Raw genomic sequence first — 21,958 nt, 5'->3', positions numbered from 1 at the left:
TACGCCGAACGGGCTTATTATGCCTACGTTTGGCGTATAATATGTACATTTTGGGCAAACTGGGGATAAGAATGATTTGGAAAGACATCCGCCGATCAAAGTTGCTCTTTTTTCGAACGACATTTCGAGTAAGGGCTTTTCTTTATTTGTGGATGCATTGCTTTGCTCTGTATGTGTACCATTATAAGGTTACAAACAGAGGTTCGCAACGAAATTTTTAAAGTGAGTAGACATTGAGGGGTGAGTTTAAGTTGGCAGGACATCTTGTTCAATATGGTCGACGCACTCGGCGCAGTTATGCACGAATTAACGAGATACTCGAAGTTCCGAACCTGATTGAAATCCAACAAAAATCCTATGATTGGTTTTTGGAGGAAGGGTTGCGCGAAATGTTCCAGGATATCTCGCCGATCCAGGATTTTACAGGTAACTTGATTTTGGAATTTATCGATTACAGTCTCGGTGAACCGAAGTATACAGTAGACGACGCAAAAGAGCGTGACGTTACGTATGCAGCACCGCTTCGGGTCAAAGTCCGGCTCATTAATAAGGAAACCGGCGAAGTCAAAGAGCAGGAAGTATTCATGGGAGATTTCCCGCTGATGACCAACACGGGCACATTTATTATTAATGGTGCGGAACGGGTTATTGTCAGCCAGTTGGTTCGCTCTCCTAGCGTTTACTTCAGTACCAAAGTAGATAAAAACGCCAAAAAAACGTATACCGCTACAGTTATTCCTAACCGCGGCGCTTGGTTGGAACTGGAGATGGACGCGAAGGATGTTGTTTATGTCCGGATCGACCGTACACGTAAAATACCGGTTACGGTTCTCCTGCGTTCACTTGGTTTTGGCACAGATGCTGAGATTCTGGATCTGCTCGGTAATGACGAATATATCCGCAACACACTGGACAAAGACAACACGGATTCCACGGAGAAAGCACTCATTGAGATCTATGAGCGTCTTCGTCCGGGCGAGCCGCCAACGCTGGATAATGCGAAAAGCTTGCTCGTAGCACGTTTCTTTGATCCAAAACGTTATGACCTGGCTAATGTAGGTCGTTACAAAATGAACAAAAAGCTTCACATCAAAAACCGTTTGTTTAACCAGCGTTTGGCTGAATCACTTGTTGACGCTGAAACAGGCGAGATTATTGCTGAAGCAGGTCAAATGGTGGATCGACGCTTGTTGGATGAAATCATGCCGTATCTGGAGAAGAGCGTTGGTTTCCGCACGTACCACGTGGGTAACGGTGTTCTGGATGCTAATGATGTTCCTATGCAAACGATCGATGTATTTTCACCAACAGAAGATGGTAAAGTAGTCAAACTGATTGCCAATGGAATCATTGACAAGTCCGTTAAAAACGTGACACCGGCGGATATCATTTCGTCCATCAGTTATTTCCTTAACCTTCTGCAGGGAATTGGTAGCACGGATGATATCGATCATCTGGGTAACCGTCGTTTGCGTTCGGTGGGTGAACTCCTGCAGAACCAGTTCCGTATCGGTTTGTCCCGTATGGAGCGTGTGGTTCGTGAGAGAATGTCCATTCAGGATGCTAACGTAATTACACCACAGGCCTTGATTAACATACGTCCTGTTATTGCATCCATTAAAGAGTTCTTTGGTAGCTCTCAGTTGTCACAGTTTATGGATCAAACGAACCCGCTGGGTGAGTTGACACATAAACGTCGTTTGTCCGCACTCGGACCCGGTGGTTTGACGCGTGAGCGCGCAGGTATGGAAGTGCGTGACGTCCATCCATCCCACTATGGCCGTATGTGTCCAATCGAGACGCCAGAGGGACCAAACATCGGTTTGATCAACTCCTTGTCTACGTTCGCCCGTGTGAATGAATATGGCTTTATTGAAGCTCCATATCGTTGGGTTGATCCGAAGACAGGTATTGTAACCGAGCAAATTGATTACCTGACAGCGGACGAAGAGGACAACTATGTTATCGCGCAAGCGAATGCGAAGCTGAATGAAGATAGTACATTTGAAGAAGAAGCGATCATTGTACGTTATAACAAACAGTCGGATAACATCCTTACGATGCCGAGTGAGCGCGTTGACTACATGGACGTATCTCCTAAGCAAGTTGTATCCGTCGCTACAGCGCTTATTCCGTTCCTTGAGAACGATGACTCCAACCGTGCGCTCATGGGATCAAACATGCAGCGGCAGGCCGTTCCACTTTTGATTCCTAAAGCACCACTTGTGGGAACAGGTATGGAACACAAAGCCGCGAAAGATTCCGGTGTATGTATTGTCTCCGATTATGACGGAATTATTGAACGATCTACTGCGAACGAGATTTGGGTCCGTCGTGTTGAAGAAGTGGACGGTCAGGAAGTTAAAGGCGATATCGTTAAATATAAATTACACAAATTTATGCGTTCGAACCAAGGAACATGCATTAACCAGCGTCCGATTGTTAAAAGAGGTGCCGCTGTCAAAGCTGGCGATATCCTCGCTGATGGTCCTTCAACGGAAATGGGTGAATTGGCTCTGGGACGTAACGTTGTTGTTGCCTTCATGACTTGGGAAGGTTACAACTACGAGGATGCGATCTTGCTCAGTGAAAAACTCGTTAAGGAAGATGTATACACATCCATCCATATCGAGGAGTATGAGTCAGAAGCACGTGATACCAAGCTTGGACCTGAAGAGATCACACGTGACATCCCTAACGTTGGGGAAGAAGCGTTGCGTAACTTGGATGAGCGCGGTATTATCCGCATCGGTGCTGAGATCAGTGCTGGCGACATTCTGGTTGGTAAAGTAACACCAAAGGGTGTAACAGAGCTGACAGCAGAAGAACGTCTCTTGCATGCGATCTTTGGTGAGAAAGCACGTGAAGTACGTGATACTTCCTTGCGTGTACCACATGGTACTGATGGTATCGTGGTAGACGTGAAAGTATTTACCCGTGAAAACGGTGATGAGCTGCCCCCAGGTGTTAACCAACTCGTTCGTGTATATATCGCTCAAAAACGGAAAATTTCCGAGGGTGATAAAATGGCTGGACGTCACGGTAACAAAGGGGTCGTGGCCCGCATCTTGCCGGAAGAAGATATGCCTTTCCTGCCAGACGGTACACCGGTACAGATCGTTCTTAACCCACTGGGTGTACCTTCCCGGATGAATATCGGTCAAGTACTCGAGGTTCACTTGGGTATGGCGGCGATGCAACTGGGTATTCACGTAGCAACTCCTGTATTCGACGGAGCGAAGGAGTATGACGTCTTCGATACGATGGAAGAAGCAGGTATGCAGCGTAATGGTAAAACTGTCCTGTATGATGGTCGTACAGGTGAAGAGTTTGAACGTGAAGTTACCGTAGGTGTCATGCACATGATCAAATTGGCACACATGGTTGATGATAAAATCCATGCCCGTTCCACGGGTCCTTACTCACTTGTTACGCAACAGCCATTGGGTGGTAAAGCTCAATTTGGTGGACAGCGTTTCGGGGAGATGGAAGTATGGGCGCTTGAGGCATACGGTGCTGCTTATACACTGCAAGAAATCTTGACTGTTAAATCCGATGACGTTGTTGGTCGGGTTAAAACGTATGAATCCATTGTCAAAGGTGAGAATGTTCCGGAACCAGGTGTTCCTGAATCATTCAAAGTATTGATCAAAGAGCTACAAAGCTTGGGTATGGACGTTAAGATTTTGAGCGAAGATGAGCAAGAGATTGAAATGAGAGAAATGGACGATGAAGATGACGCTGCGAGCGATAAGCTCAGCCTCAACCTTGAGGGTACAGAGGTCGGAGCGGAATAAACCGCTTCGAGCGCATGATGACCGGCGTTTTTCATCAGGCTCACGTCTTGCTCCGGCTTCGGCCGGAGTGGGCGTAACCTAGATTACAGGAATTGGTTAAGGAGGGTTGCTCCTTGTTGGACGTCAACAATTTCGAATACATGAAGATCGGGCTTGCTTCCCCAGAGAAAATTCGTTCTTGGTCCCGCGGAGAAGTGAAAAAACCGGAAACGATCAACTATCGTACGTTGAAACCGGAAAAAGAAGGGCTGTTCTGCGAAAAGATTTTTGGCCCTACAAAAGACTGGGAATGTCATTGCGGTAAATACAAACGCGTCCGTTATAAAGGCGTTGTCTGTGATCGTTGTGGCGTTGAAGTAACACGTGCGAAAGTACGCCGCGAACGGATGGGCCACATTGAGCTCGCTGCTCCGGTATCGCACATCTGGTACTTCAAAGGTATTCCGAGCCGTATGGGTCTTGCTCTGGATATGTCTCCAAGATCTCTTGAAGAGATTATTTATTTTGCATCATATGTTGTAACTGATCCAGGAGAAACTCCACTGGAGAAAAAACAACTGTTGTCCGAGAAAGAATACCGCAGCTACCGTGAAAAATACGGTTATGGTTTCCATGCTGGCATGGGCGCAGAAGCGGTTAAAAAATTGCTTCAAGACCTTGACATAGACAAAGAGCTTGAGTTCCTGAAAGAAGAGCTCCGGACTGCGCAAGGACAACGTCGTAATCGTGCAATCAAACGTCTGGAAGTTATCGAAGCATTCCGCAACTCCGGCAACAAGCCAGAGTGGATGATCATGGATGTACTTCCTGTTATCCCGCCGGAACTTCGTCCAATGGTACAGTTGGATGGTGGACGTTTTGCAACGTCTGACCTGAATGACTTGTACCGCCGTGTAATCAACCGGAACAACCGTCTGAAACGTCTGCTTGATCTGGGCGCGCCAGATATTATCGTGCAAAATGAAAAACGGATGTTGCAGGAAGCTGTTGACGCATTGATCGATAATGGTCGTCGTGGCCGCCCGGTAACGGGTCCTGGTAACCGTCCATTGAAATCTCTCAGCCACATGCTGAAAGGTAAACAAGGACGTTTCCGTCAAAACTTGCTCGGTAAACGGGTTGACTATTCTGGTCGTTCCGTTATCGTTGTTGGACCTTACCTGAAAATGTATCAGTGTGGTCTGCCAAAAGATATGGCACTTGAATTGTTCAAGCCTTTTGTTATGAAAGAGCTTGTAAATAAAGGGCTTGCCCACAACATCAAGAGCGCGAAACGTAAAGTTGAGCGTGTAAGTCCTGAAGTATGGGATGTTCTTGAAGAAGTAATCAAGGAGCATCCGGTTCTGTTGAACCGTGCCCCTACGCTTCACAGACTCGGTATTCAAGCATTTGAACCGATTCTCGTTGAAGGTAAAGCAATTCGTCTTCACCCGCTCGTATGTACGGCATACAATGCCGACTTTGACGGTGACCAAATGGCCGTGCACGTTCCGTTGTCCGCTGAAGCTCAAGCGGAAGCACGTATCCTGATGCTTGCATCTGGTAACATTTTGAACCCGAAAGACGGTAAACCGGTTGTTACTCCTTCCCAGGATATGGTGCTCGGTTCTTACTACCTCACTATGGATAACAAGGAAGAAAAGGGCACAGGTATGATCTTGCGTACAGTTAACGAAGCTGTATCGGCATATCAACGTGGTACTGCTGGTCTGCATGCGCGTGTAGCTATTCCTGTTAAGGCGCTTGGTAAAACAAGCTTCACGGAAGAACAACAAGAAGGAATGTTGCTGACAACTGTCGGTAAAATTATCTTCAATGAAATTTTCCCGGCAAGCTTCCCGTATATCAATGACGCGACTCGTGCTAACCTGTACCAAGGTACTGCAGATCACTCATTTGTATATGAAAAAGGTGCTGATCTCAGAGAAGCTATTATGAATGCTCCTCTGGCTGGCGGTGTCGGTAAAGAATACCTCGGCTCCATCATTGCACGTTGTTTTGAAATTTATCACACAACGGAAACAGCCGTTATTTTGGATAAAATCAAACAACTTGGTTTCACATACTCTACACGTGCCGGTATTACGGTTGCGGTATCTGATGTTATCGTTCCACCTGAGAAGTTTGAAATTCTTAGACAATCTGAGGAAAAAGCACAAATCGTTACGAATCAGTACCGTCGTGGTCTGATTACGAATGAGGAGCGCTATGACCGTATCATTGATATCTGGTCAAAATCCAAAGATGACATCACTGAGATTCTGATGAAGTCTATGGATCGTTACAACTCGATCATGATGATGGTAGACTCCAAAGCACGGGGTAACAAATCGCAAATCACCCAATTGGGCGGTATGCGTGGTCTGATGGCCAACCCATCCGGTCGAATTATCGAACTCCCAATCAAATCGAACTTCCGTGAAGGTCTGACGGTACTCGAGTACTTTATCTCCACTCACGGAGCGCGTAAAGGTTTGGCGGATACAGCCCTGCGTACAGCCGATTCAGGTTACCTGACTCGTCGTCTCGTAGACGTAGCCCAAGACGTAATCGTGCGTGATGATGATTGTGGTACAGATAAAGGCTTTACGGTAAGTCGTATCCAGGATGGTAAAGAGGTTATCGAAGACCTCTACGACCGTATTGAAGGCAGATACTGCTTCGAGACTCTTCGTCATCCGGAAACGAAAGAAATCATTGTAGGTCGCAATGAATTGATTGACTCCGATAAAGCAGAAGCGATTATCAAAGCAGGTATTACTAAATTGCAAATCCGCTCCGTCCTCAGTTGCCGTGCAAGTCATGGTGTCTGCAAGAAGTGTTATGGTCGCAACCTCGCGACTGGTAAACACGTGGAGATTGGTGAAGCAGTTGGTATTATCGCAGCACAGTCCATTGGTGAGCCAGGAACACAGCTTACAATGCGTACGTTCCATACTGGTGGTGTAGCCGGAGACGATATTACGCAAGGTTTGCCACGTATCCAGGAGTTGTTCGAAGCTCGTAATCCTAAGGGTCAAGCAACGATCAGTGAAATCGATGGTGTGGTTAAAGAGATTCGCGAAGCGAAAGATCGTCGTGAAATCGAAATTCAAGGTGAAGCGGAATCCAAAGTATACGCCGTTACCTACGGTTCCCGTGTGCGCGTAAGCGAAGGCGCGGAAGTTGAAGCGGGTGACGAGTTGACAGACGGTTCCATTGATCCAAAAGAGATGTTACGGATTAAAGGCATACGTGGTGTACAAAACTACATTCTGCAGGAAGTACAACGCGTATATCGTAACCAAGGCGTAGAAATTAACGATAAGCACGTTGAAGTTATGATCCGTCAAATGCTGCGTAAAATCCGTATCGTAGATGCAGGAGATACAACGCTGTTGCCAGGATCGTTCGTGGATATGCATGAGTACGAAAGAGCTAACAAAATTGCGATTCTTAGTGATAAAGAGCCGGCGGTTGCTAAACCAATCCTGCTCGGTATTACGAAAGCATCCCTGGAAACAGACTCCTTCCTCTCGGCGGCTTCGTTCCAAGAAACTACACGTGTATTGACAGATGCAGCGATCAAAGGTAAAGTCGATCAGTTGCTCGGTCTGAAGGAAAATGTAATCATCGGTAAATTGATTCCTGCCGGTACAGGTATGCACCGTTACCGCAGCATCAAATTTGCTGAGCCAGAAGATGGCCAATCTTCAGTAGAAGAACTTGAGCCAGTTTCGGTTGATTAAATATATTTCTCCTCATTAGAGGAGAGTGAAAGTTTTGTGCGTCAGGAGACGGACGTTTGTATGATACAGGCGGACGAATCCTGATGTACGTAAACTTTTAAAAAATGTTTTAGGATTAGCATTGACAATGCTTGCGCTAGATGCTAATATATCAAAGGTGCGTGGGCAGCTGATTGTACATGGTTCTATTCGGAGGAATACACAATGTCTAATGAAAAAGCCTTGCAAGATGCTCATGTCAAAATAGGTACCAAACAGACCATGCGGATGGTGCAGACAGGTATGGCTTCTGAAGTCTATGTCGCAGAAGATAGTGATCCGCAGCTTACTTCCAAAATCATTGCTTTGTGTGAACAACACAATGTAAAATGCACGAAAGTGGATACAATGAAAAATCTCGGCAAGGCTTGCGGGATTGGAGTAGGAGCAGCTATGGCTGCTGTCGTAAAATCATAGGGTAAGGAACGTTTTTGTCCGAGAACTTTTAAGGATTCTCCAAGGCAAAAACTTTTCATTTGTCTTTTTATGAACCGCCTGGGTCTGTGGACTTAGTGCAAAGAGGTTTATAAAGAAACATGAATATTTGAGGAAGGGGGTGGCAATCACATGCCAACTATTAACCAACTGGTTCGTAAAGGACGTCAAGCAAAAGTTGAGAAGTCAAAATCTCCAGCTTTGCAAAAAGGATTCAACGCTTTGAAACGTGAATCTACTAAGATCAGTGCCCCACAAAAACGTGGTGTCTGCACTCGTGTAGGTACAATGACTCCACGTAAACCAAACTCTGCACTTCGTAAGTATGCCCGTGTTCGTTTGACGAACCGTCTCGAGGTTACTGCTTATATCCCGGGAATCGGACATAACCTTCAAGAGCACAGTGTGGTATTGATCCGCGGAGGTAAAGTTAAAGACCTTGCAGGAGTTCGTTATCACATCGTTCGTGGAGCTCTCGATACTGCTGGTGTAAACAACCGTATGCAAGCTCGTTCGAAATACGGCGCTAAGCGTCCAAAAGCTAAAAAAGCCTAAACTATTATAGGCAGATAGCCTGAAAGCCTTCTGGTCTAAGTCTGGAAGGTACAGGATCTGCTGAACAAGAAAGAAAGGGGGATATCCATGCCACGCAAAGGTCCAGTTACGAAAAGAGACGTTCTGCCTGATCCGTTATATAACAGCAAGTTGGTTACTCGTTTAATCAACCGCATCATGATCGGCGGAAAACGCGGTGTTGCTCAAAGCATTCTGTATAATGCGTTCAAGTTGATTCAAGAACGTACGGGTAATGACCCTATGGAAGTATTTGAAGCAGCAATCAAGAACATCATGCCAGTCCTGGAAGTTAAAGCTCGCCGTGTCGGCGGTGCCAACTACCAAGTACCAATCGAGGTGAAACCAGAGAGACGTACTGCTCTGGGATTACGTTGGCTCGTGAACTACTCCCGCAACCGCGGTGAGAAAACAATGGAAGAGCGTTTGGCGGCTGAGATCATCGACGCTTCCAACAACACAGGCGCTTCCGTTAAAAAACGTGAAGATACGCACAAAATGGCTGAAGCGAACAAAGCGTTTGCTCACTACCGTTGGTAGGATTCAGTTCACAATAAAAAAACTTCAATTTTGAAGGGAGACCCATTTCATGGCTAGAGAGTTCTCCTTAAAAAATACACGTAATATCGGGATCATGGCTCATATTGATGCGGGTAAAACCACGACAACTGAGCGGATCCTGTTTTACACAGGACGTACGCACAAAATCGGTGAAGTACACGAAGGCGCTGCGACAATGGACTGGATGGAACAGGAACAGGAGCGCGGAATTACGATTACTTCCGCTGCAACTACCGCTGCTTGGAAAGGCCACCGCGTTAATATTATTGATACCCCGGGACACGTTGACTTCACTGTTGAAGTTGAACGTTCCCTTCGTGTATTGGACGGAGCAGTTGGTGTATTCAGTGCGAAAGAAGGCGTTGAGCCTCAGTCCGAAACCGTATGGAGACAGGCTGACAAGTACGGCGTACCTCGTATCGCATATGTAAACAAAATGGATATCATCGGTGCTGACTTCCTGAACGTTGTATCTGACATGCGTGATCGCCTTCAAGCGAACGCTGTTGCGATTCAACTTCCAATCGGCGCTGAAAATGATTTCAAAGGTATCATCGATATCGTTGCACAAAGAGCTCATATGTACAAAGATGACCTTGGTCAAGATATCGAAGAAACCGACATTCCTGCAGAGTTTGCAGATCAAGTTGAAGAACTTCGCAACGAGTTGATTGAGCGCGTTGCTGAACTGGATGAAGATTTGACAATGAAATACCTGGAAGGCGAAGAGATCACAATTGATGAGATCAAAACCGTACTCCGTAAAGGTGTTGTAGATGTTAAGATCTTCCCGGTTATCTGTGGATCCTCATATCGTAACAAAGGTGTTCAACTGATGTTGGATGCTGTTATCGACTACTTGCCAGCTCCAACAGATGTTGCATCGATCACGGGACATCTTGAAGATGGAACTGAAGCAATTCGTAAGTCATCCGATGAAGAGCCATTCTCCGCATTGGCATTCAAAATTATGACTGACCCTTACGTTGGTAAATTGACATTCTTCCGCGTATACTCTGGTGTTCTTCAATCCGGATCATATGTATTGAATGCCACTAAAAACAAACGTGAGCGTATCGGTCGTATCCTTCAAATGCATGCGAACAGCCGTCAAGAAATCACTGTAGTTTACTCCGGTGATATTGCAGCTGCCGTAGGTTTGAAAGATACAGGTACAGGTGATACACTATGTGATGAGAAAAATCCGGTTATCCTGGAGTCAATGAACTTCCCTGATCCGGTTATCGAAATCGCTGTTGAACCTAAAACCAAAGCTGACCAGGATAAACTGGGTGTTGCTCTCGGTAAGTTGACTGAAGAGGATCCAACTCTTCGTGCTCATACTGACGAAGAAACAGGCCAAACGATCTTGGCAGGTATGGGTGAGCTTCACCTTGATATCATCATCGACCGTATGCGTCGTGAGTTCAAGGTTGAAACTACTGTGGGTAAACCACAAGTAGCTTACCGTGAAACATTCCGTGCTCCAGCGCGCGTTGAAGGTAAATTCGTACGTCAATCCGGTGGTCGTGGTCAATACGGTCACGTATGGGTTGAATTTGAACCTCTCGAGCCGGGTACAGGCAGCCAGTTCGAAAGTAAGGTTGTCGGTGGTTCCGTACCAAGAGAATACATTCAACCTGCACTGTCAGGGATTGAAGAGCAAATGAAAAACGGCGTTATTGCAGGCTTCCCGCTTGTTGACGTTAAGGCTACAATCGTAGACGGATCTTACCATGATGTCGATTCCAATGAGATGGCATTTAAAATTGCCGGATCTATGGCGCTTAAAGCGGCTAAAGACAAGTGTAAACCAGTTCTGCTTGAGCCTATCATGAAAGTAGAAGTAACTGTTCCAGAAGAGTACATGGGTGACGTAATGGGTATGTTGAACTCCCGTCGTGGCCGCATCGAAGGTATGGATTCCCGTAGTGGAGCTCAAATCATCCGTGCTAAGGTACCTCTGTCTGAAATGTTTGGTTACTCTACAACTCTTCGTTCCGGTACTCAAGGACGCGGCGTATTCTCCATGGAACTCTCTCACTATGAAGAAGTTCCTAAGAGCATCGCTGAAGAAATCGTTGCCAAAACAAAAGGCACCGAGTAGTTTTCTCACACTGGATGCAAGTGCATAAGAATTTAATTCGGAGCACTTCATTCAGTGAAAACATAAAATTATAATTTTAAGGAGGCCACGTTCAAATGGCAAAGGCTAAATACGAACGTAATAAACCCCACGTTAACATCGGTACTATTGGTCACGTCGATCACGGTAAAACAACTCTGACTGCTGCAATCACAACTGTATTGTCCAAAACTTACGGTGGTGCTGCAATTGCATTCGACCAAATCGACAAAGCTCCAGAAGAGCGCGAACGCGGTATCACAATCTCCACATCACACGTTGAGTACGAAACTGACACTCGTCACTACGCTCACGTTGACTGCCCAGGTCACGCCGACTATGTTAAAAACATGATCACTGGCGCGGCTCAAATGGATGGAGCTATCTTGGTAGTATCCGCAGCAGACGGCCCAATGCCACAAACTCGTGAGCACATCTTGCTCTCCCGTCAAGTAGGCGTACCTTACATTGTTGTATTCTTGAACAAATGTGACATGGTTGAAGACGAAGAGTTGTTGGAATTGGTTGAGATGGAAGTTCGCGACCTTCTTAACGAATATGAGTTCCCAGGTGACGATACTCCAATCACTCGTGGATCCGCTCGTGAAGCTCTGGCAAACCCAGATGGCGAATGGGCTCAAAAAATCGTTGAGATGTTCAAAGAGATCGACACTTACATCCCACTGCCTGAGCGTCAAACTGACAAGCCTTTCTTGATGCCTGTCGAGGACGTATTCTCCATCACTGGTCGTGGTACTGTTGCTACTGGCCGTGTAGAGCGTGGTACTGTTAAAGTCGGCGAAGAGATCGAAATCGTTGGTATCACTGAAGAAACTAAAAAATCCGTTGTAACAGGCGTTGAGATGTTCCGTAAATTGTTGGATTCCGCTCAAGCGGGTGACAACATCGGTGCATTGTTGCGTGGTGTTGACCGTACTCAAATCGAGCGTGGTCAAGTACTTGCAAAACCAGGTTCTGTTAAGCCACACACAGAATTCACAGCTCAAATCTACGTTCTGACTAAAGAAGAGGGCGGACGTCACAAACCATTCTTCACTGGTTACCGTCCACAGTTCTACTTCCGTACAACTGACGTAACAGGCATCATCAACTTGCCTGAAGGTACTGAAATGGTAATGCCTGGTGATAACATCACTGTTACTGTTTCCCTGATCTCCCCAATCGCGATTGAAGAAGGAACTAAATTCTCCATTCGTGAAGGCGGACGTACAGTAGGTGCCGGTTCCGTAGCATCTATCCAAAAATAATTTGGCTTAACGCTGAATAAAGCATATGTAACAGTGTACTGGAACGAGTAACATTGTATTGTAACGAAGCTTCGGAAGAGTTCTTTATCCGACATCGGATAGAGAACTCTTTTATTATGTTTAAAGTTCGGAACCTGCGTCATACGAAATGAACATCATTTACGTATTTAGAAGGATTGGCAAGGCAGCCTGGATATTGAAGATTAACACTGCAATAAACGAAGTCATTTCATCAGAAAAGATAAGTTTAAATGTTTTTCTTAAATATGCTTGCAATACGCCTATCTTTTCTATATAATAATGAATGTTGTTCTGTGACGTTGCGATGATGTGAGAGGTTACTGGCACACCCGGCCCCTTTGCCATGGGAGAGTGGCTAGAAAATTTTCACGGAGTATGTCCGATAAAAAATTGGGCGATAGAAGGAGGGACTAAAATGGCAAAGCAAAAAATTCGTATTCGTTTGAAAGCTTACGACCACAGAATTCTTGATCAATCCGCGGAGAAAATTGTTGAAACAGCAAAACGTTCGGGTGCTGGTGTATCCGGTCCGATTCCGCTTCCTACTGAAAAACAAATCATTACTATTCTTCGTGCGGTGCACAAGTACAAGGATTCTCGGGAACAATTCGAACAACGTACACATAAACGTTTGATCGACATCGTTAACCCGACTCCACAAACTGTGGATGCCTTGATGCGCTTGGATCTGCCGTCCGGTGTAGATATCGAAATTAAATTGTAATATAAGCTACAACAAAGACCATGTATAAAGGAAAAGAGGTGTCAACATGAAAGCAATCTTAGGAAAAAAACTCGGAATGACTCAAGTATTTACTCCTGAAGGTAACGTCGTTCCAGTAACGGTTATCGAAGCAGGCCCTTGTGTTGTTTTGCAAAAGAAAGACATTGAGAACGATGGCTACGAAGCAATTCAAATCGGTTACTCCGATAAGAAAGAGAAAAATGCTAACAAGCCAGAAGCAGGTCACGCTAAAAAAGCGAACACTGCCCCTAAGCGCTACGTTCGTGAAGTTCGCGGTATCAACATCGCAGAATATGAAGTTGGCCAAGAACTGAAAGCTGACATTTTCGCTGAAGGCGAATTCGTTGACGTAACGGGTATTTCTAAAGGTAAAGGTTTTGCCGGCGTTATCAAACGTTGGGGACAAAGCACTGGACCTATGTCACACGGTTCGCGTTACCACCGTGGCCCTGGTTCAATGGGTTCGATCCAAGCTAACCGCGTTCCTAAAGGCAAACGCCTGCCAGGACACATGGGACATGACACTATTACAATTCAACGTCTTGAAGTAGTTAAAGTAGACGCTGAGCGTAACGTGTTGCTCGTGAAAGGTTCCATTCCTGGACCGAAAAACAGTCTCATTAGAGTTAAAGAAACGGTGAAAAAATAACCACTGAAGAAAGGAGGAACACAAAATGCCAAAAGTATCAGTTTACAATGTAGATGGTAGCCAAGTAGGCGAAGTTGAATTGAGCGATGCGGTTTTCGGAATTGAGCCGAACCAACACGTTCTGTACGATGCAGTTCTTATGCAACGCGCTTCCCTTCGTCAAGGTACCCACAAAGTAAAAGGACGTTCTGAAGTTCGTGGCGGTGGACGTAAGCCTTGGAAACAAAAAGGTACAGGTCGCGCTCGTCAAGGTTCAATTCGTTCACCACAATGGAAAGGCGGCGGTATCGTATTTGGTCCAACACCACGGAGCTATGCGTATAAACTGCCTAAGAAAGTTCGCCGCTTGGCGATCAAATCAGCCCTTTCATCCAAAGTGCTTGACAATGACATTATCGTTTTGGACGCTCTCACGTTGAGTACGCCTAAAACTAAAGAATTTGCAGCCATCTTGAGTAACCTCAAAGTGGGACGTAAAGCTTTGATCGTAGCTCCTAGCTATGATGATAATGTAGCTCTTTCCGCACGGAATATTCCAGGCGTGAAATTCGTAGCTGCTGACGGTATTAATGTTCTTGACGTGCTCTCGCACGACAAATTGATCATTACGAAAGAAGCAGTTCAGAAGGTAGAGGAGGTGCTCGCGTAATGAAGGATCCTCGTGATATTGTAAAACGTCCGATTATTACGGAACGTACTGCTGACATGATGAACGACTTGAAATATGTATTTGAAGTCGATATCCGTGCAAACAAAACCGAGATCAAAAAGGCAGTAGAAGCTATTTTCAATGTAAAAGTGAAAAACGTGAACACGCTTCGTGTTCCAGCTAAGCCGAAACGGTACGGACGTTATTCCGGATATACTAGCGAATGGAAAAAAGCGTTTGTAACGTTGACAAAAGACAGCAAAACGCTTGAGTTCTTTGAAACTGTATAATTGAATTTTTGAAGTAAGGAGGGAAACCCAGTGCCAATCAAAAAGTATAAACCAACATCCCCGGCAAGACGGAACATGTCCGTTTCTACATTTGAGGAAATCACCACAAATCAGCCGGAGAAATCGTTGTTGGCCCCGTTGAGCAAACAAGCAGGCCGCAACAACCAAGGTAAAATTACAGTTCGTCACCATGGTGGTGGACACAAACGTAAATACCGTATCATTGACTTCAAACGTACTAAAGATGGAATACCGGGCCGCGTTGCTACGATTGAGTATGACCCGAACCGTACATCCAACATCGCTCTGATTCACTATGCTGATGGTGAAAAGCGTTATATCATCGCTCCTAAAGGTTTGAAAGTTGGAGATCAAGTGTTCTCCGGACCTGAATCAGACATCAAAATCGGTAACGCACTGCCACTCGAAAACATTCCAGTAGGTACCGTTATCCACAACATTGAGTTGAAACCAGGTAAAGGCGGACAATTGGTTCGTGCTGCTGGTACAGAAGCTCAATTGCTTGGTAAAGAAGAAAAATACGTTTCCGTTCGTCTCTCTTCCGGAGAAGTTCGTCGTATTTTGAAAGTTTGCCGCGCGACAATCGGATCTGTAGGTAACCAAGACCACGAGCTCATCAAAATCGGTAAAGCCGGTCGTAGCCGTTGGTTGGGTAAACGTCCTGAGGTTCGTGGTGTAGTAATGAACCCTAACGATCACCCACACGGTGGTGGTGAAGGTCGTGCTCCAATCGGACGTAAATCGCCAATGTCACCATGGGGTAAACCTACACTTGGTTACAAAACGCGTAAGAAAAATAAAGCTTCTGATAAATACATCATTCGCCGCCGCACGAAGTAATACACACTGTGCATAACTTCGTGAGGCATCTGCGGATGCATAATAGCTATGTTTGAAGGGAGGATCTCCACATGGGTCGCAGTTTGAAAAAAGGGCCATTCATTGATGGCTACATGCTTAAAAAGGTAGAAGAGATGGAAGCTTCAGGTAAGAAGAATGTGATCAAAACCTGGTCCCGTCGTTCTACAATTTTCCCGCAATTCATCGGACACACATTTGGCGTTTACGATGGTCGTAAACACGTGCCAGTGTATGTAACTGAGGACATGGTCGGACACAAACTGGGTGAGTTCGCTCCAACCCGTACGTACAAAGGCCATACTGCTGATGATAAGAAAACAAGAAGATAAATGAATATCTTTAATGTTTGAAAGGAGGTTACACAATGGAAGCAAAAGCACATGCTAAGTTTATCCGGATTGCTCCTCGTAAAGCTCAACTCGTTGTTGACTTGATTCGTGGCAAGCAAGTAGGTGAGGCGGTTGCCATTCTCCGTCACACTCCGAAATCTGCTTCTCCAATAGTTGAGAAGTTGCTTAACTCCGCTATTGCGAATGCGGAACATAACTATTCTTTGGATGTTAACAAATTGGTTATCTCGCAAGCTTACGTGAACCAAGGACCGACAATGAAGCGTTTCCGCCCTCGTGCAATGGGACGTGCAAGTCGTATTAACAAACGTACTAGCCACATTACTTTGGTGGTATCTGAGAAGTAGAAGGAGGGGAAATGTGTGGGCCAAAAGGTAAATCCAGTCGGACTCCGTGTCGGAATTATCCGTGACTGGGAATCTAAGTGGTATGCAGGCAAAGACTTCGGTGATCTTTTGATGGAAGACGTGAGAATTCGTGAATTCCTGAAAAATAAATTGAAAGACTCCGCTTTATCTCGTGTAGAAATTGAGAGAGCGGCTAACCGCGTAAACGTAACGATTCACACTGCTAAACCAGGTATGGTTATTGGTAAGGGTGGTTCGGAAGTTGAAAATCTTCGTAACCAAATTACGAAAATTGCTGGCGGTAAAAAAGTACACATCAACATTTCTGAAATTAAGAACCAAGACTTGGACGCTGTTCTTGTAGCTGAAAGCATTGCACAACAATTGGAACGTCGTGTTTCTTTCCGTCGTGCTCTGAAACAAGCAATTCAAAGAACTATGCGCTCCGGTGCTAAAGGTATCAAAACTCAAGTAGGCGGACGTCTTGGCGGTGCTGAGATCGCACGTTCTGAAGGCTACAGCGAAGGAACTGTTCCACTGCACACACTGCGTGCTGACATTGACTACGGTACAGCAGAGGCTCATACTACTTACGGACTTATCGGCGTAAAAGTGTGGATCTATCGTGGAGAGGTTCTTCCTACGGCTAAGAAACAAGCTGCTAAGGAAGGAGGCAACTAATCATGTTGGTACCAAAACGCGTAAAACACCGTAAGCAACAACGTGGACATATGAAAGGCCAAGCTAAAGGCGGAACGACTCTGAACTTTGGCGAATACGGTCTGCAAGCTACGGAACCGGCTTGGATTACGAACCGTCAAATCGAAGCGGCTCGTATTGCGATGACTCGTTACATCAAACGTGGTGGTAAAGTTTGGATCAAAATTTTCCCAGACAAACCAATCACTCAAAAGCCTCTCGAGGTTCGGATGGGTAGCGGTAAAGGTAACGTAGAAAAATGGGTTGCAGTAGTGAAACCAGGTAAGATCATGTTTGAACTTGCTGGTGTACCGGAGGAAATTGCACGCGAAGCAATGCGTCTTGCCGCTCACAAACTGCCAATCAAAACGAAGTTCGTGAAACGTGAAGAATTGGGTGGTGAAGCAAATGAAAGCTAGTGAATTTCGCAACCTAACCTCTGCTGAAATCGAGCAAAAGATTGCCGGATTTAAAGAAGAACTCTTTAACCTCCGCTTTCAATTAGCTACCGGTCAGCTGGATAACCCGACTCGCATCCGTGATGTGCGGAAAGAAATAGCTCGTGCTAAAACCATTATCCGTGAGAGAGAATTGGGAATCGGTTAATTAGGGATAGGATGGACAATCCGTCCGTAATCAGGAAGGAGGCCAACAATGAGCGAAGAACGTAACGCACGTAAAGTGCAAACTGGTAAAGTGGTCAGCGATAAAATGGACAAAACGATTGTTGTTGCTGTAGAAACTTACAAAAAACACAACTTGTACCATAAACGCATTAAGGTTACTAAAAAATTCAAAGCGCATGACGAAGAAAACACTGCGAAAATCGGTGACACGGTGAAAATCATGGAGACTCGTCCGCTTTCGAAAGATAAACGCTGGAGACTTACTGAAATCGTAGAAAAAGCGGTTATCATCTAATGCATCAGCAGCATTGCTGAAAGGAGGAATACTAAATGATTCAACCATTTACACGTTTGACTGTGGCCGACAACTCCGGTGCGAAGGAACTGATGTGTATCCGCGTACTCGGCGGTACGGGACGTCGTACAGCTCAAATCGGTGATCTGATCGTTTGTTCTGTTAAACAAGCAACACCAGGCGGCGTTGTCAAAAAAGGTGATGTAGTTAGAGCGGTTGTCGTTCGTACGAAACGTTCTGTACGTCGTAAAGACGGTTCCTACATCGGTTTTGATGAAAATGCAGCGGTTGTTGTAAAAGACGACAGAAGCCCACGTGGAACACGTATTTTCGGACCAGTTGCTCGCGAACTTCGCGATAAAGACTTCATGAAAATCGTTTCCTTGGCTCCAGAAGTTATCTAAAGCTTAATCTCGTGATGTTAGAAACAGGAGGTGTACGAAATGCCAAGAGTGAAAAAAGTTCTGGAATCCCATAACAACAAACTTCACGTTAAAAAGGAAGATACGGTTATGGTGATCAGCGGTAAAGACAAAGGTAAAAAAGGCCGTGTCATCGCTGCTTATCCTCGTGAGAACCGCGTCCTTGTGGAAGGTGTTAACATGGTGAAAAAACACCAGAAGCCTAACCAGCAAAATCCGCAAGGCGGCATTATCGAGAAGGAAGCTCCGATTCACGTTTCCAACGTAATGCACATCGATCCGAAGAGCGGAAAAGTAACCCGTGTAGGTTACAAAGTTTTGGATAACGGTAAGAAAGTGCGCGTTGCTAAACGTTCCGGAGAAATTATCGACTAATTGAACCGAATGAGAAAGGAGGGCTATGATTCATGGCATCAAGAATGAAAGAACGTTACCTGCAAGAAATCGCTCCTGCTTTGATGCAGAAGTTTAACTATACAACGGTAATGCAAGTGCCGAAAATCGAGAAAATCGTTATCAACATGGGTGTGGGCGACGCTGTCCAAAACTCTAAAGTGTTGGATTCTGCAGTAAACGATTTGCAACTGATCGCGGGTCAAAAACCTGTAATCACTCGTGCTAAAAAATCTATCGCAGGTTTCAAACTGCGTGAGAATATGCCTATCGGTGCGAAAGTTACATTACGCGGTGAGCGTATGTACTTCTTCCTAGATAAGCTGCTCAACGTAACGCTTCCTCGTGTCCGCGACTTCCGCGGTGTATCGAGTAATGCTTTCGATGGACGTGGTAACTATACACTGGGTCTGAAAGAGCAATTGATCTTCCCGGAGATCGAATACGATAAAGTTGATAAAGTCCGCGGTATGGATATTGTCATTGTAACAACGGCGAAAACAGACGAAGAGTCCCGTGAATTGCTTACGCAAATGGGAATGCCTTTCGTTAAGTAATGTTGGCATAACGTTTCCGGGTGTCTGGAAAGACTCCCTTTTCTCCGAAATTATTTAGGAGGTGTCAGGCTAAGTGGCAAAAACTTCGATGAAAGTTAAACAACAACGTACACCTAAGTTTAAAGTACGTGCATATACACGCTGTGAGCGTTGCGGACGTCCACATTCGGTCCTGCAAAAGTTCAAAATTTGCAGAATTTGTTTCCGTGAATTAGCTTATAAAGGCCAGATCCCTGGCGTGAAAAAAGCAAGCTGGTAAAAAGTCCTGAACGGGAAGGAGGTTAACTCACAATGACTATGTCTGATCCAATTGCAGATATGCTTACTCGTATTCGTAACGCGAACACTGTTCGTCACGAAACGGTAGAAATGCCTGCTTCAACAATGAAAAAACAAATCGCCGATATCCTGAAGCGTGAAGGTTTCATCCGTGACGCTGAAGTTATCGATGATAACAAACAAGGGATTATCCGTGTTTTCCTGAAATACGGTCAAAATAACGAGCGCGTTATCACTGGTCTGAAAAGAATCAGTAAACCTGGTCTTCGTGTTTACACGAAAAGCAACGAAGTACCTCGTGTACTTGGTGGCCTGGGAATCGCGATCATCTCGACATCTAAAGGTATCATGACGGACAAAGAAGCTCGTCAATCGAAATCCGGCGGAGAAGTCGTTTGCTACGTTTGGTAATATAACGTCACAAGATAGGAGGTGCAACATATGTCTCGTATTGGTCGCAAACCAATCACAGTACCAAGTGGTGTAGACATCACCCTGGACAACACCGTTATTACGGTAAAAGGACCTAAAGGAACTTTGACTCGTGAGCTTCATAAAGACATGAAGGTTACAGTTGAAAATAACGAAATCACAGTTGTGCGTCCTTCCGATAACAAAACTCACCGTTCTTTGCACGGCACAACGCGTAGCGTTGTAAACAATATGGTGAGCGGCGTTACTGAAGGATTCGCGAAATCTCTGGAATTGGTTGGGGTCGGATATCGTGCAAGCAAATCCGGAGATAAAATCGTTCTGAACGTTGGTTACTCTCACCCGGTTGAAATTACACCGGAAGCGGGAATCGAATTCGAAGTACCTTCGAATACAAAAATCATCGTTCGCGGAATTGACAAAGAGCGTGTAGGTGCTTACGCTGCTAAAATCCGTTCCGTACGTGAACCTGAGCCGTACAAAGGTAAAGGTATTAAGTATGAAGGCGAGCGTATCATCCGTAAGGAAGGTAAAGCCGGTAAGAAGAAATAAGATTTCTCTTACCGCCTTTGCGCGGCTTTCGGCTTGCTTGCTTCGTGTGTTTCTAATATACCCCGTGGCTTCTGCTTTGAAGCCAGCGAGGTAACCTGAAAGGAGTGAATCTTTGAGATGATTACGAAACCAGATAAAAATAAGGCTCGTCTGAAAAGACACCTTCGTGTTCGTAAGAAAATCCAAGGAACGGCAGCACGTCCTCGTTTGAACGTATTCCGTTCTGGTAAACATATGTATGCTCAAATCATCGATGATGTTGCTGGTGTAACAATCGCTTCCGCGTCTACCGTAGACAAAGAATTGAGCACTGACATCAAAAATGGTGCATCTGTTGAATCAGCTCGTAAAGTTGGCGAACTCGTTGCTAAACGTGCGAAAGACAAAGGTGTTTCCAACATCGTATTTGACCGTAGCGGTTATCTGTACCATGGTCGTATCGCAGCATTGGCTGAAGCGGCTCGTGAAGCAGGACTTGAGTTTTAAGATATTTTTCAAAAGGAGGTTAACGACTTGCGTGTAGATCCGAATACTTTGGAACTGACTGAAAGAGTTGTAAATATTAATCGCGTAGCTAAAGTAGTAAAAGGCGGACGCCGTTTCAGCTTTAGCGCACTGGTTGTAGTCGGCGACGGCAACGGCTGGGTTGGAGCTGGTATCGGTAAAGCGGGCGAAGTACCTGATGCAATTCGCAAAGGTATTGAAGACGCTAAGAAAAACCTTGTACACGTTCCACTCGTAGGAACATCGATTCCTCACTTGGTAACAGGTAAGTTCGGCGCAGGACGCGTGCTGTTGAAACCAGCATCTGAAGGTACTGGTGTTATCGCTGGTGGTCCTGTACGTGCGGTTCTCGAACTTGCTGGTGTAGGTGACATTTTGACAAAATCTCTGGGTTCTTCGAATTCCATGAACATGGTCAATGCGACTTTGGAAGGTTTGTCCCGTTTGAAGCGTGCTGAAGACGTGGCTAAACTGCGCGGAAAATCCGTCGAAGAGCTTCTGGGTTAAGGAGGGAATTCTCATGGCTAAATTAGAAATTACCCTCGTCCGCAGCTTGATCGGACGTCCGGAGACGCAAAGAACAACTGTGAAAACATTGGGTTTGCGCAAAATCAATAGCAAAGTGGTACAAAACGATAATCCTGCCATCCGTGGTATGATTAATAAAGTAAGCCACTTGGTTGCTGTTAAAGAAGTAGAAGCTTAATATCGGGTTAATCCCACAAATCTTTAAGGAGGTG

General features: G+C 45.4%; 28 protein-coding genes. 27 read left to right on the top strand and 1 reads right to left on the bottom strand.

The genetic code is table 11. The features are described from left to right. The first annotated feature begins 251 nt into the window (after positions 1-251). The 7 genes from rpoB to tuf all read left to right on the top strand — a co-directional run bounded on the left by rpoB (position 252) and on the right by tuf (position 12,526). A complete protein-coding gene (gene rpoB / locus V6668_RS26865) occupies positions 252-3,797 on the top strand; it encodes a DNA-directed RNA polymerase subunit beta (protein ID WP_036671573.1) in 3,546 nt (1,181 codons plus the stop codon). Positions 3,798-3,910: 113 nt separating this feature from the next. Then, complete coding sequence (rpoC, locus tag V6668_RS26860) at positions 3,911-7,525, top strand: DNA-directed RNA polymerase subunit beta' (RefSeq protein ID WP_036607173.1); 3,615 nt, start codon at positions 3,911-3,913, stop codon at positions 7,523-7,525. 204 nt (positions 7,526-7,729) lie between these two features. Continuing rightward, the gene (locus tag V6668_RS26855) at positions 7,730-7,981 is read left to right on the top strand and encodes a ribosomal L7Ae/L30e/S12e/Gadd45 family protein (RefSeq protein WP_036607175.1); all 252 of its coding nucleotides are present in this window, start codon (positions 7,730-7,732) and stop codon (positions 7,979-7,981) included. A gap of 150 nt (positions 7,982-8,131) precedes the next feature. Further along, a complete protein-coding gene (gene rpsL / locus V6668_RS26850; protein WP_338707127.1) occupies positions 8,132-8,554 on the top strand; it encodes a 30S ribosomal protein S12 in 423 nt (140 codons plus the stop codon). A gap of 87 nt (positions 8,555-8,641) precedes the next feature. Further along, on the top strand, positions 8,642-9,112 hold the full coding sequence (gene rpsG, locus V6668_RS26845; RefSeq protein WP_017692071.1) for a 30S ribosomal protein S7: 471 nt from the start codon (positions 8,642-8,644) through the stop codon (positions 9,110-9,112). A gap of 49 nt (positions 9,113-9,161) precedes the next feature. Further along, positions 9,162-11,240: an elongation factor G gene (gene fusA / locus V6668_RS26840; protein ID WP_036607177.1), complete on the top strand. Its 2,079-nt coding sequence runs from the start codon at positions 9,162-9,164 to the stop codon at positions 11,238-11,240. A 95-nt stretch (positions 11,241-11,335) separates the two neighbouring features. Next, on the top strand, positions 11,336-12,526 hold the full coding sequence (gene tuf, locus V6668_RS26835; protein ID WP_017692073.1) for an elongation factor Tu: 1,191 nt from the start codon (positions 11,336-11,338) through the stop codon (positions 12,524-12,526). A 159-nt stretch (positions 12,527-12,685) separates the two neighbouring features. Here tuf and V6668_RS26830 read toward each other — a convergent pair whose 3' ends face one another. Then, complete coding sequence (locus V6668_RS26830; RefSeq protein ID WP_338707126.1) at positions 12,686-12,892, bottom strand: hypothetical protein; 207 nt, start codon at positions 12,890-12,892, stop codon at positions 12,686-12,688. Between the two features lie 70 nt (positions 12,893-12,962). Here V6668_RS26830 and rpsJ point away from each other — a divergent pair, with 70 nt between their 5' ends. From rpsJ to rpmD, 20 genes are all read left to right on the top strand, one after another. Continuing rightward, the gene (rpsJ, locus tag V6668_RS26825) at positions 12,963-13,271 is read left to right on the top strand and encodes a 30S ribosomal protein S10 (protein WP_017692074.1); all 309 of its coding nucleotides are present in this window, start codon (positions 12,963-12,965) and stop codon (positions 13,269-13,271) included. Positions 13,272-13,317: 46 nt separating this feature from the next. After that, positions 13,318-13,941: a 50S ribosomal protein L3 gene (rplC, locus tag V6668_RS26820; RefSeq protein ID WP_017692075.1), complete on the top strand. Its 624-nt coding sequence runs from the start codon at positions 13,318-13,320 to the stop codon at positions 13,939-13,941. A 25-nt stretch (positions 13,942-13,966) separates the two neighbouring features. Further along, entirely contained in the window at positions 13,967-14,590 is a 624-nt protein-coding gene (gene rplD, locus V6668_RS26815) for a 50S ribosomal protein L4 (protein ID WP_338707125.1), read from the top strand. Beyond that, entirely contained in the window at positions 14,590-14,880 is a 291-nt protein-coding gene (rplW, locus tag V6668_RS26810; protein WP_017692077.1) for a 50S ribosomal protein L23, read from the top strand. Before rplD ends, rplW begins: the two co-directional genes overlap by 1 nt. A 30-nt stretch (positions 14,881-14,910) precedes the next feature. Further along, entirely contained in the window at positions 14,911-15,741 is an 831-nt protein-coding gene (gene rplB, locus V6668_RS26805; protein WP_017692078.1) for a 50S ribosomal protein L2, read from the top strand. A 71-nt stretch (positions 15,742-15,812) separates the two neighbouring features. After that, on the top strand, positions 15,813-16,091 hold the full coding sequence (rpsS, locus tag V6668_RS26800; protein WP_017692079.1) for a 30S ribosomal protein S19: 279 nt from the start codon (positions 15,813-15,815) through the stop codon (positions 16,089-16,091). 35 nt (positions 16,092-16,126) lie between these two features. Next, positions 16,127-16,459 (top strand): 50S ribosomal protein L22, encoded by a 333-nt coding sequence (gene rplV / locus V6668_RS26795; RefSeq protein WP_036607180.1) that lies wholly within the window; start codon positions 16,127-16,129, stop codon positions 16,457-16,459. Between the two features lie 15 nt (positions 16,460-16,474). After that, a complete protein-coding gene (gene rpsC / locus V6668_RS26790; protein WP_036607182.1) occupies positions 16,475-17,140 on the top strand; it encodes a 30S ribosomal protein S3 in 666 nt (221 codons plus the stop codon). 2 nt (positions 17,141-17,142) lie between these two features. Beyond that, on the top strand, positions 17,143-17,577 hold the full coding sequence (gene rplP, locus V6668_RS26785; RefSeq protein ID WP_017692082.1) for a 50S ribosomal protein L16: 435 nt from the start codon (positions 17,143-17,145) through the stop codon (positions 17,575-17,577). Further along, on the top strand, positions 17,567-17,764 hold the full coding sequence (gene rpmC, locus V6668_RS26780; RefSeq protein WP_017692083.1) for a 50S ribosomal protein L29: 198 nt from the start codon (positions 17,567-17,569) through the stop codon (positions 17,762-17,764). The genes rplP and rpmC overlap by 11 nt, the downstream gene beginning before the upstream one ends. A 48-nt stretch (positions 17,765-17,812) precedes the next feature. After that, complete coding sequence (rpsQ, locus tag V6668_RS26775) at positions 17,813-18,079, top strand: 30S ribosomal protein S17 (protein ID WP_017692084.1); 267 nt, start codon at positions 17,813-17,815, stop codon at positions 18,077-18,079. Between the two features lie 35 nt (positions 18,080-18,114). After that, positions 18,115-18,483: a 50S ribosomal protein L14 gene (gene rplN, locus V6668_RS26770; RefSeq protein WP_017692085.1), complete on the top strand. Its 369-nt coding sequence runs from the start codon at positions 18,115-18,117 to the stop codon at positions 18,481-18,483. Between the two features lie 39 nt (positions 18,484-18,522). After that, positions 18,523-18,876: a 50S ribosomal protein L24 gene (rplX, locus tag V6668_RS26765; RefSeq protein WP_017692086.1), complete on the top strand. Its 354-nt coding sequence runs from the start codon at positions 18,523-18,525 to the stop codon at positions 18,874-18,876. Positions 18,877-18,908: 32 nt separating this feature from the next. After that, positions 18,909-19,451, top strand: a complete 543-nt coding sequence (gene rplE, locus V6668_RS26760; protein WP_017692087.1) for a 50S ribosomal protein L5 — start codon at positions 18,909-18,911, stop codon at positions 19,449-19,451. A 73-nt stretch (positions 19,452-19,524) separates the two neighbouring features. Next, on the top strand, positions 19,525-19,710 hold the full coding sequence (locus tag V6668_RS26755; protein WP_013312154.1) for a type Z 30S ribosomal protein S14: 186 nt from the start codon (positions 19,525-19,527) through the stop codon (positions 19,708-19,710). 32 nt (positions 19,711-19,742) lie between these two features. Further along, entirely contained in the window at positions 19,743-20,141 is a 399-nt protein-coding gene (gene rpsH / locus V6668_RS26750; RefSeq protein ID WP_017692088.1) for a 30S ribosomal protein S8, read from the top strand. Positions 20,142-20,171: 30 nt separating this feature from the next. Beyond that, positions 20,172-20,714 (top strand): 50S ribosomal protein L6, encoded by a 543-nt coding sequence (gene rplF / locus V6668_RS26745; RefSeq protein WP_017692089.1) that lies wholly within the window; start codon positions 20,172-20,174, stop codon positions 20,712-20,714. A 117-nt stretch (positions 20,715-20,831) separates the two neighbouring features. Next, a complete protein-coding gene (rplR, locus tag V6668_RS26740; protein WP_017692090.1) occupies positions 20,832-21,200 on the top strand; it encodes a 50S ribosomal protein L18 in 369 nt (122 codons plus the stop codon). A gap of 27 nt (positions 21,201-21,227) precedes the next feature. Further along, positions 21,228-21,725 (top strand): 30S ribosomal protein S5, encoded by a 498-nt coding sequence (gene rpsE, locus V6668_RS26735; RefSeq protein ID WP_017692091.1) that lies wholly within the window; start codon positions 21,228-21,230, stop codon positions 21,723-21,725. Positions 21,726-21,738: 13 nt separating this feature from the next. Next, positions 21,739-21,924 carry a 50S ribosomal protein L30 gene (rpmD, locus tag V6668_RS26730; protein ID WP_017692092.1) on the top strand — a complete coding sequence of 62 codons (186 nt, stop codon included), beginning with the start codon at positions 21,739-21,741 and terminating at the stop codon, positions 21,922-21,924. The last annotated feature ends 34 nt before the right edge of the window (positions 21,925-21,958 follow it).

Source organism: Paenibacillus amylolyticus (assembly GCF_036894225.1).
Taxonomy (GTDB): domain Bacteria; phylum Bacillota; class Bacilli; order Paenibacillales; family Paenibacillaceae; genus Paenibacillus; species Paenibacillus amylolyticus.
Note: the sequence above shows the minus strand (reverse complement) of the source record. Positions and strands in the feature narration are given on the sequence as shown.

What these genes read in the sequence shown, in the direction of transcription:
- V6668_RS26855 (WP_036607175.1), top strand. Translation starts at nt 7,730, where the DNA reads ATGTCTAATGAAAAAGCCTTGCAAGATGCTCATGTCAAAATAGGTACC.
- rpsL (WP_338707127.1), top strand. Translation starts at nt 8,132, where the DNA reads ATGCCAACTATTAACCAACTGGTTCGTAAAGGACGTCAAGCAAAAGTT.
- rpsG (WP_017692071.1), top strand. Translation starts at nt 8,642, where the DNA reads ATGCCACGCAAAGGTCCAGTTACGAAAAGAGACGTTCTGCCTGATCCG.
- fusA (WP_036607177.1), top strand. Translation starts at nt 9,162, where the DNA reads ATGGCTAGAGAGTTCTCCTTAAAAAATACACGTAATATCGGGATCATG.
- tuf (WP_017692073.1), top strand. Translation starts at nt 11,336, where the DNA reads ATGGCAAAGGCTAAATACGAACGTAATAAACCCCACGTTAACATCGGT.
- V6668_RS26830 (WP_338707126.1), bottom strand. Translation starts at nt 12,892, where the DNA reads ATGGCAAAGGGGCCGGGTGTGCCAGTAACCTCTCACATCATCGCAACG.
- rpsJ (WP_017692074.1), top strand. Translation starts at nt 12,963, where the DNA reads ATGGCAAAGCAAAAAATTCGTATTCGTTTGAAAGCTTACGACCACAGA.
- rplC (WP_017692075.1), top strand. Translation starts at nt 13,318, where the DNA reads ATGAAAGCAATCTTAGGAAAAAAACTCGGAATGACTCAAGTATTTACT.
- rplD (WP_338707125.1), top strand. Translation starts at nt 13,967, where the DNA reads ATGCCAAAAGTATCAGTTTACAATGTAGATGGTAGCCAAGTAGGCGAA.
- rplW (WP_017692077.1), top strand. Translation starts at nt 14,590, where the DNA reads ATGAAGGATCCTCGTGATATTGTAAAACGTCCGATTATTACGGAACGT.
- rpsS (WP_017692079.1), top strand. Translation starts at nt 15,813, where the DNA reads ATGGGTCGCAGTTTGAAAAAAGGGCCATTCATTGATGGCTACATGCTT.
- rplV (WP_036607180.1), top strand. Translation starts at nt 16,127, where the DNA reads ATGGAAGCAAAAGCACATGCTAAGTTTATCCGGATTGCTCCTCGTAAA.
- rplP (WP_017692082.1), top strand. Translation starts at nt 17,143, where the DNA reads ATGTTGGTACCAAAACGCGTAAAACACCGTAAGCAACAACGTGGACAT.
- rpmC (WP_017692083.1), top strand. Translation starts at nt 17,567, where the DNA reads ATGAAAGCTAGTGAATTTCGCAACCTAACCTCTGCTGAAATCGAGCAA.
- rpsQ (WP_017692084.1), top strand. Translation starts at nt 17,813, where the DNA reads ATGAGCGAAGAACGTAACGCACGTAAAGTGCAAACTGGTAAAGTGGTC.
- rplN (WP_017692085.1), top strand. Translation starts at nt 18,115, where the DNA reads ATGATTCAACCATTTACACGTTTGACTGTGGCCGACAACTCCGGTGCG.
- rplX (WP_017692086.1), top strand. Translation starts at nt 18,523, where the DNA reads ATGCCAAGAGTGAAAAAAGTTCTGGAATCCCATAACAACAAACTTCAC.
- rplE (WP_017692087.1), top strand. Translation starts at nt 18,909, where the DNA reads ATGGCATCAAGAATGAAAGAACGTTACCTGCAAGAAATCGCTCCTGCT.
- rpsH (WP_017692088.1), top strand. Translation starts at nt 19,743, where the DNA reads ATGACTATGTCTGATCCAATTGCAGATATGCTTACTCGTATTCGTAAC.
- rplF (WP_017692089.1), top strand. Translation starts at nt 20,172, where the DNA reads ATGTCTCGTATTGGTCGCAAACCAATCACAGTACCAAGTGGTGTAGAC.
- rplR (WP_017692090.1), top strand. Translation starts at nt 20,832, where the DNA reads ATGATTACGAAACCAGATAAAAATAAGGCTCGTCTGAAAAGACACCTT.
- rpmD (WP_017692092.1), top strand. Translation starts at nt 21,739, where the DNA reads ATGGCTAAATTAGAAATTACCCTCGTCCGCAGCTTGATCGGACGTCCG.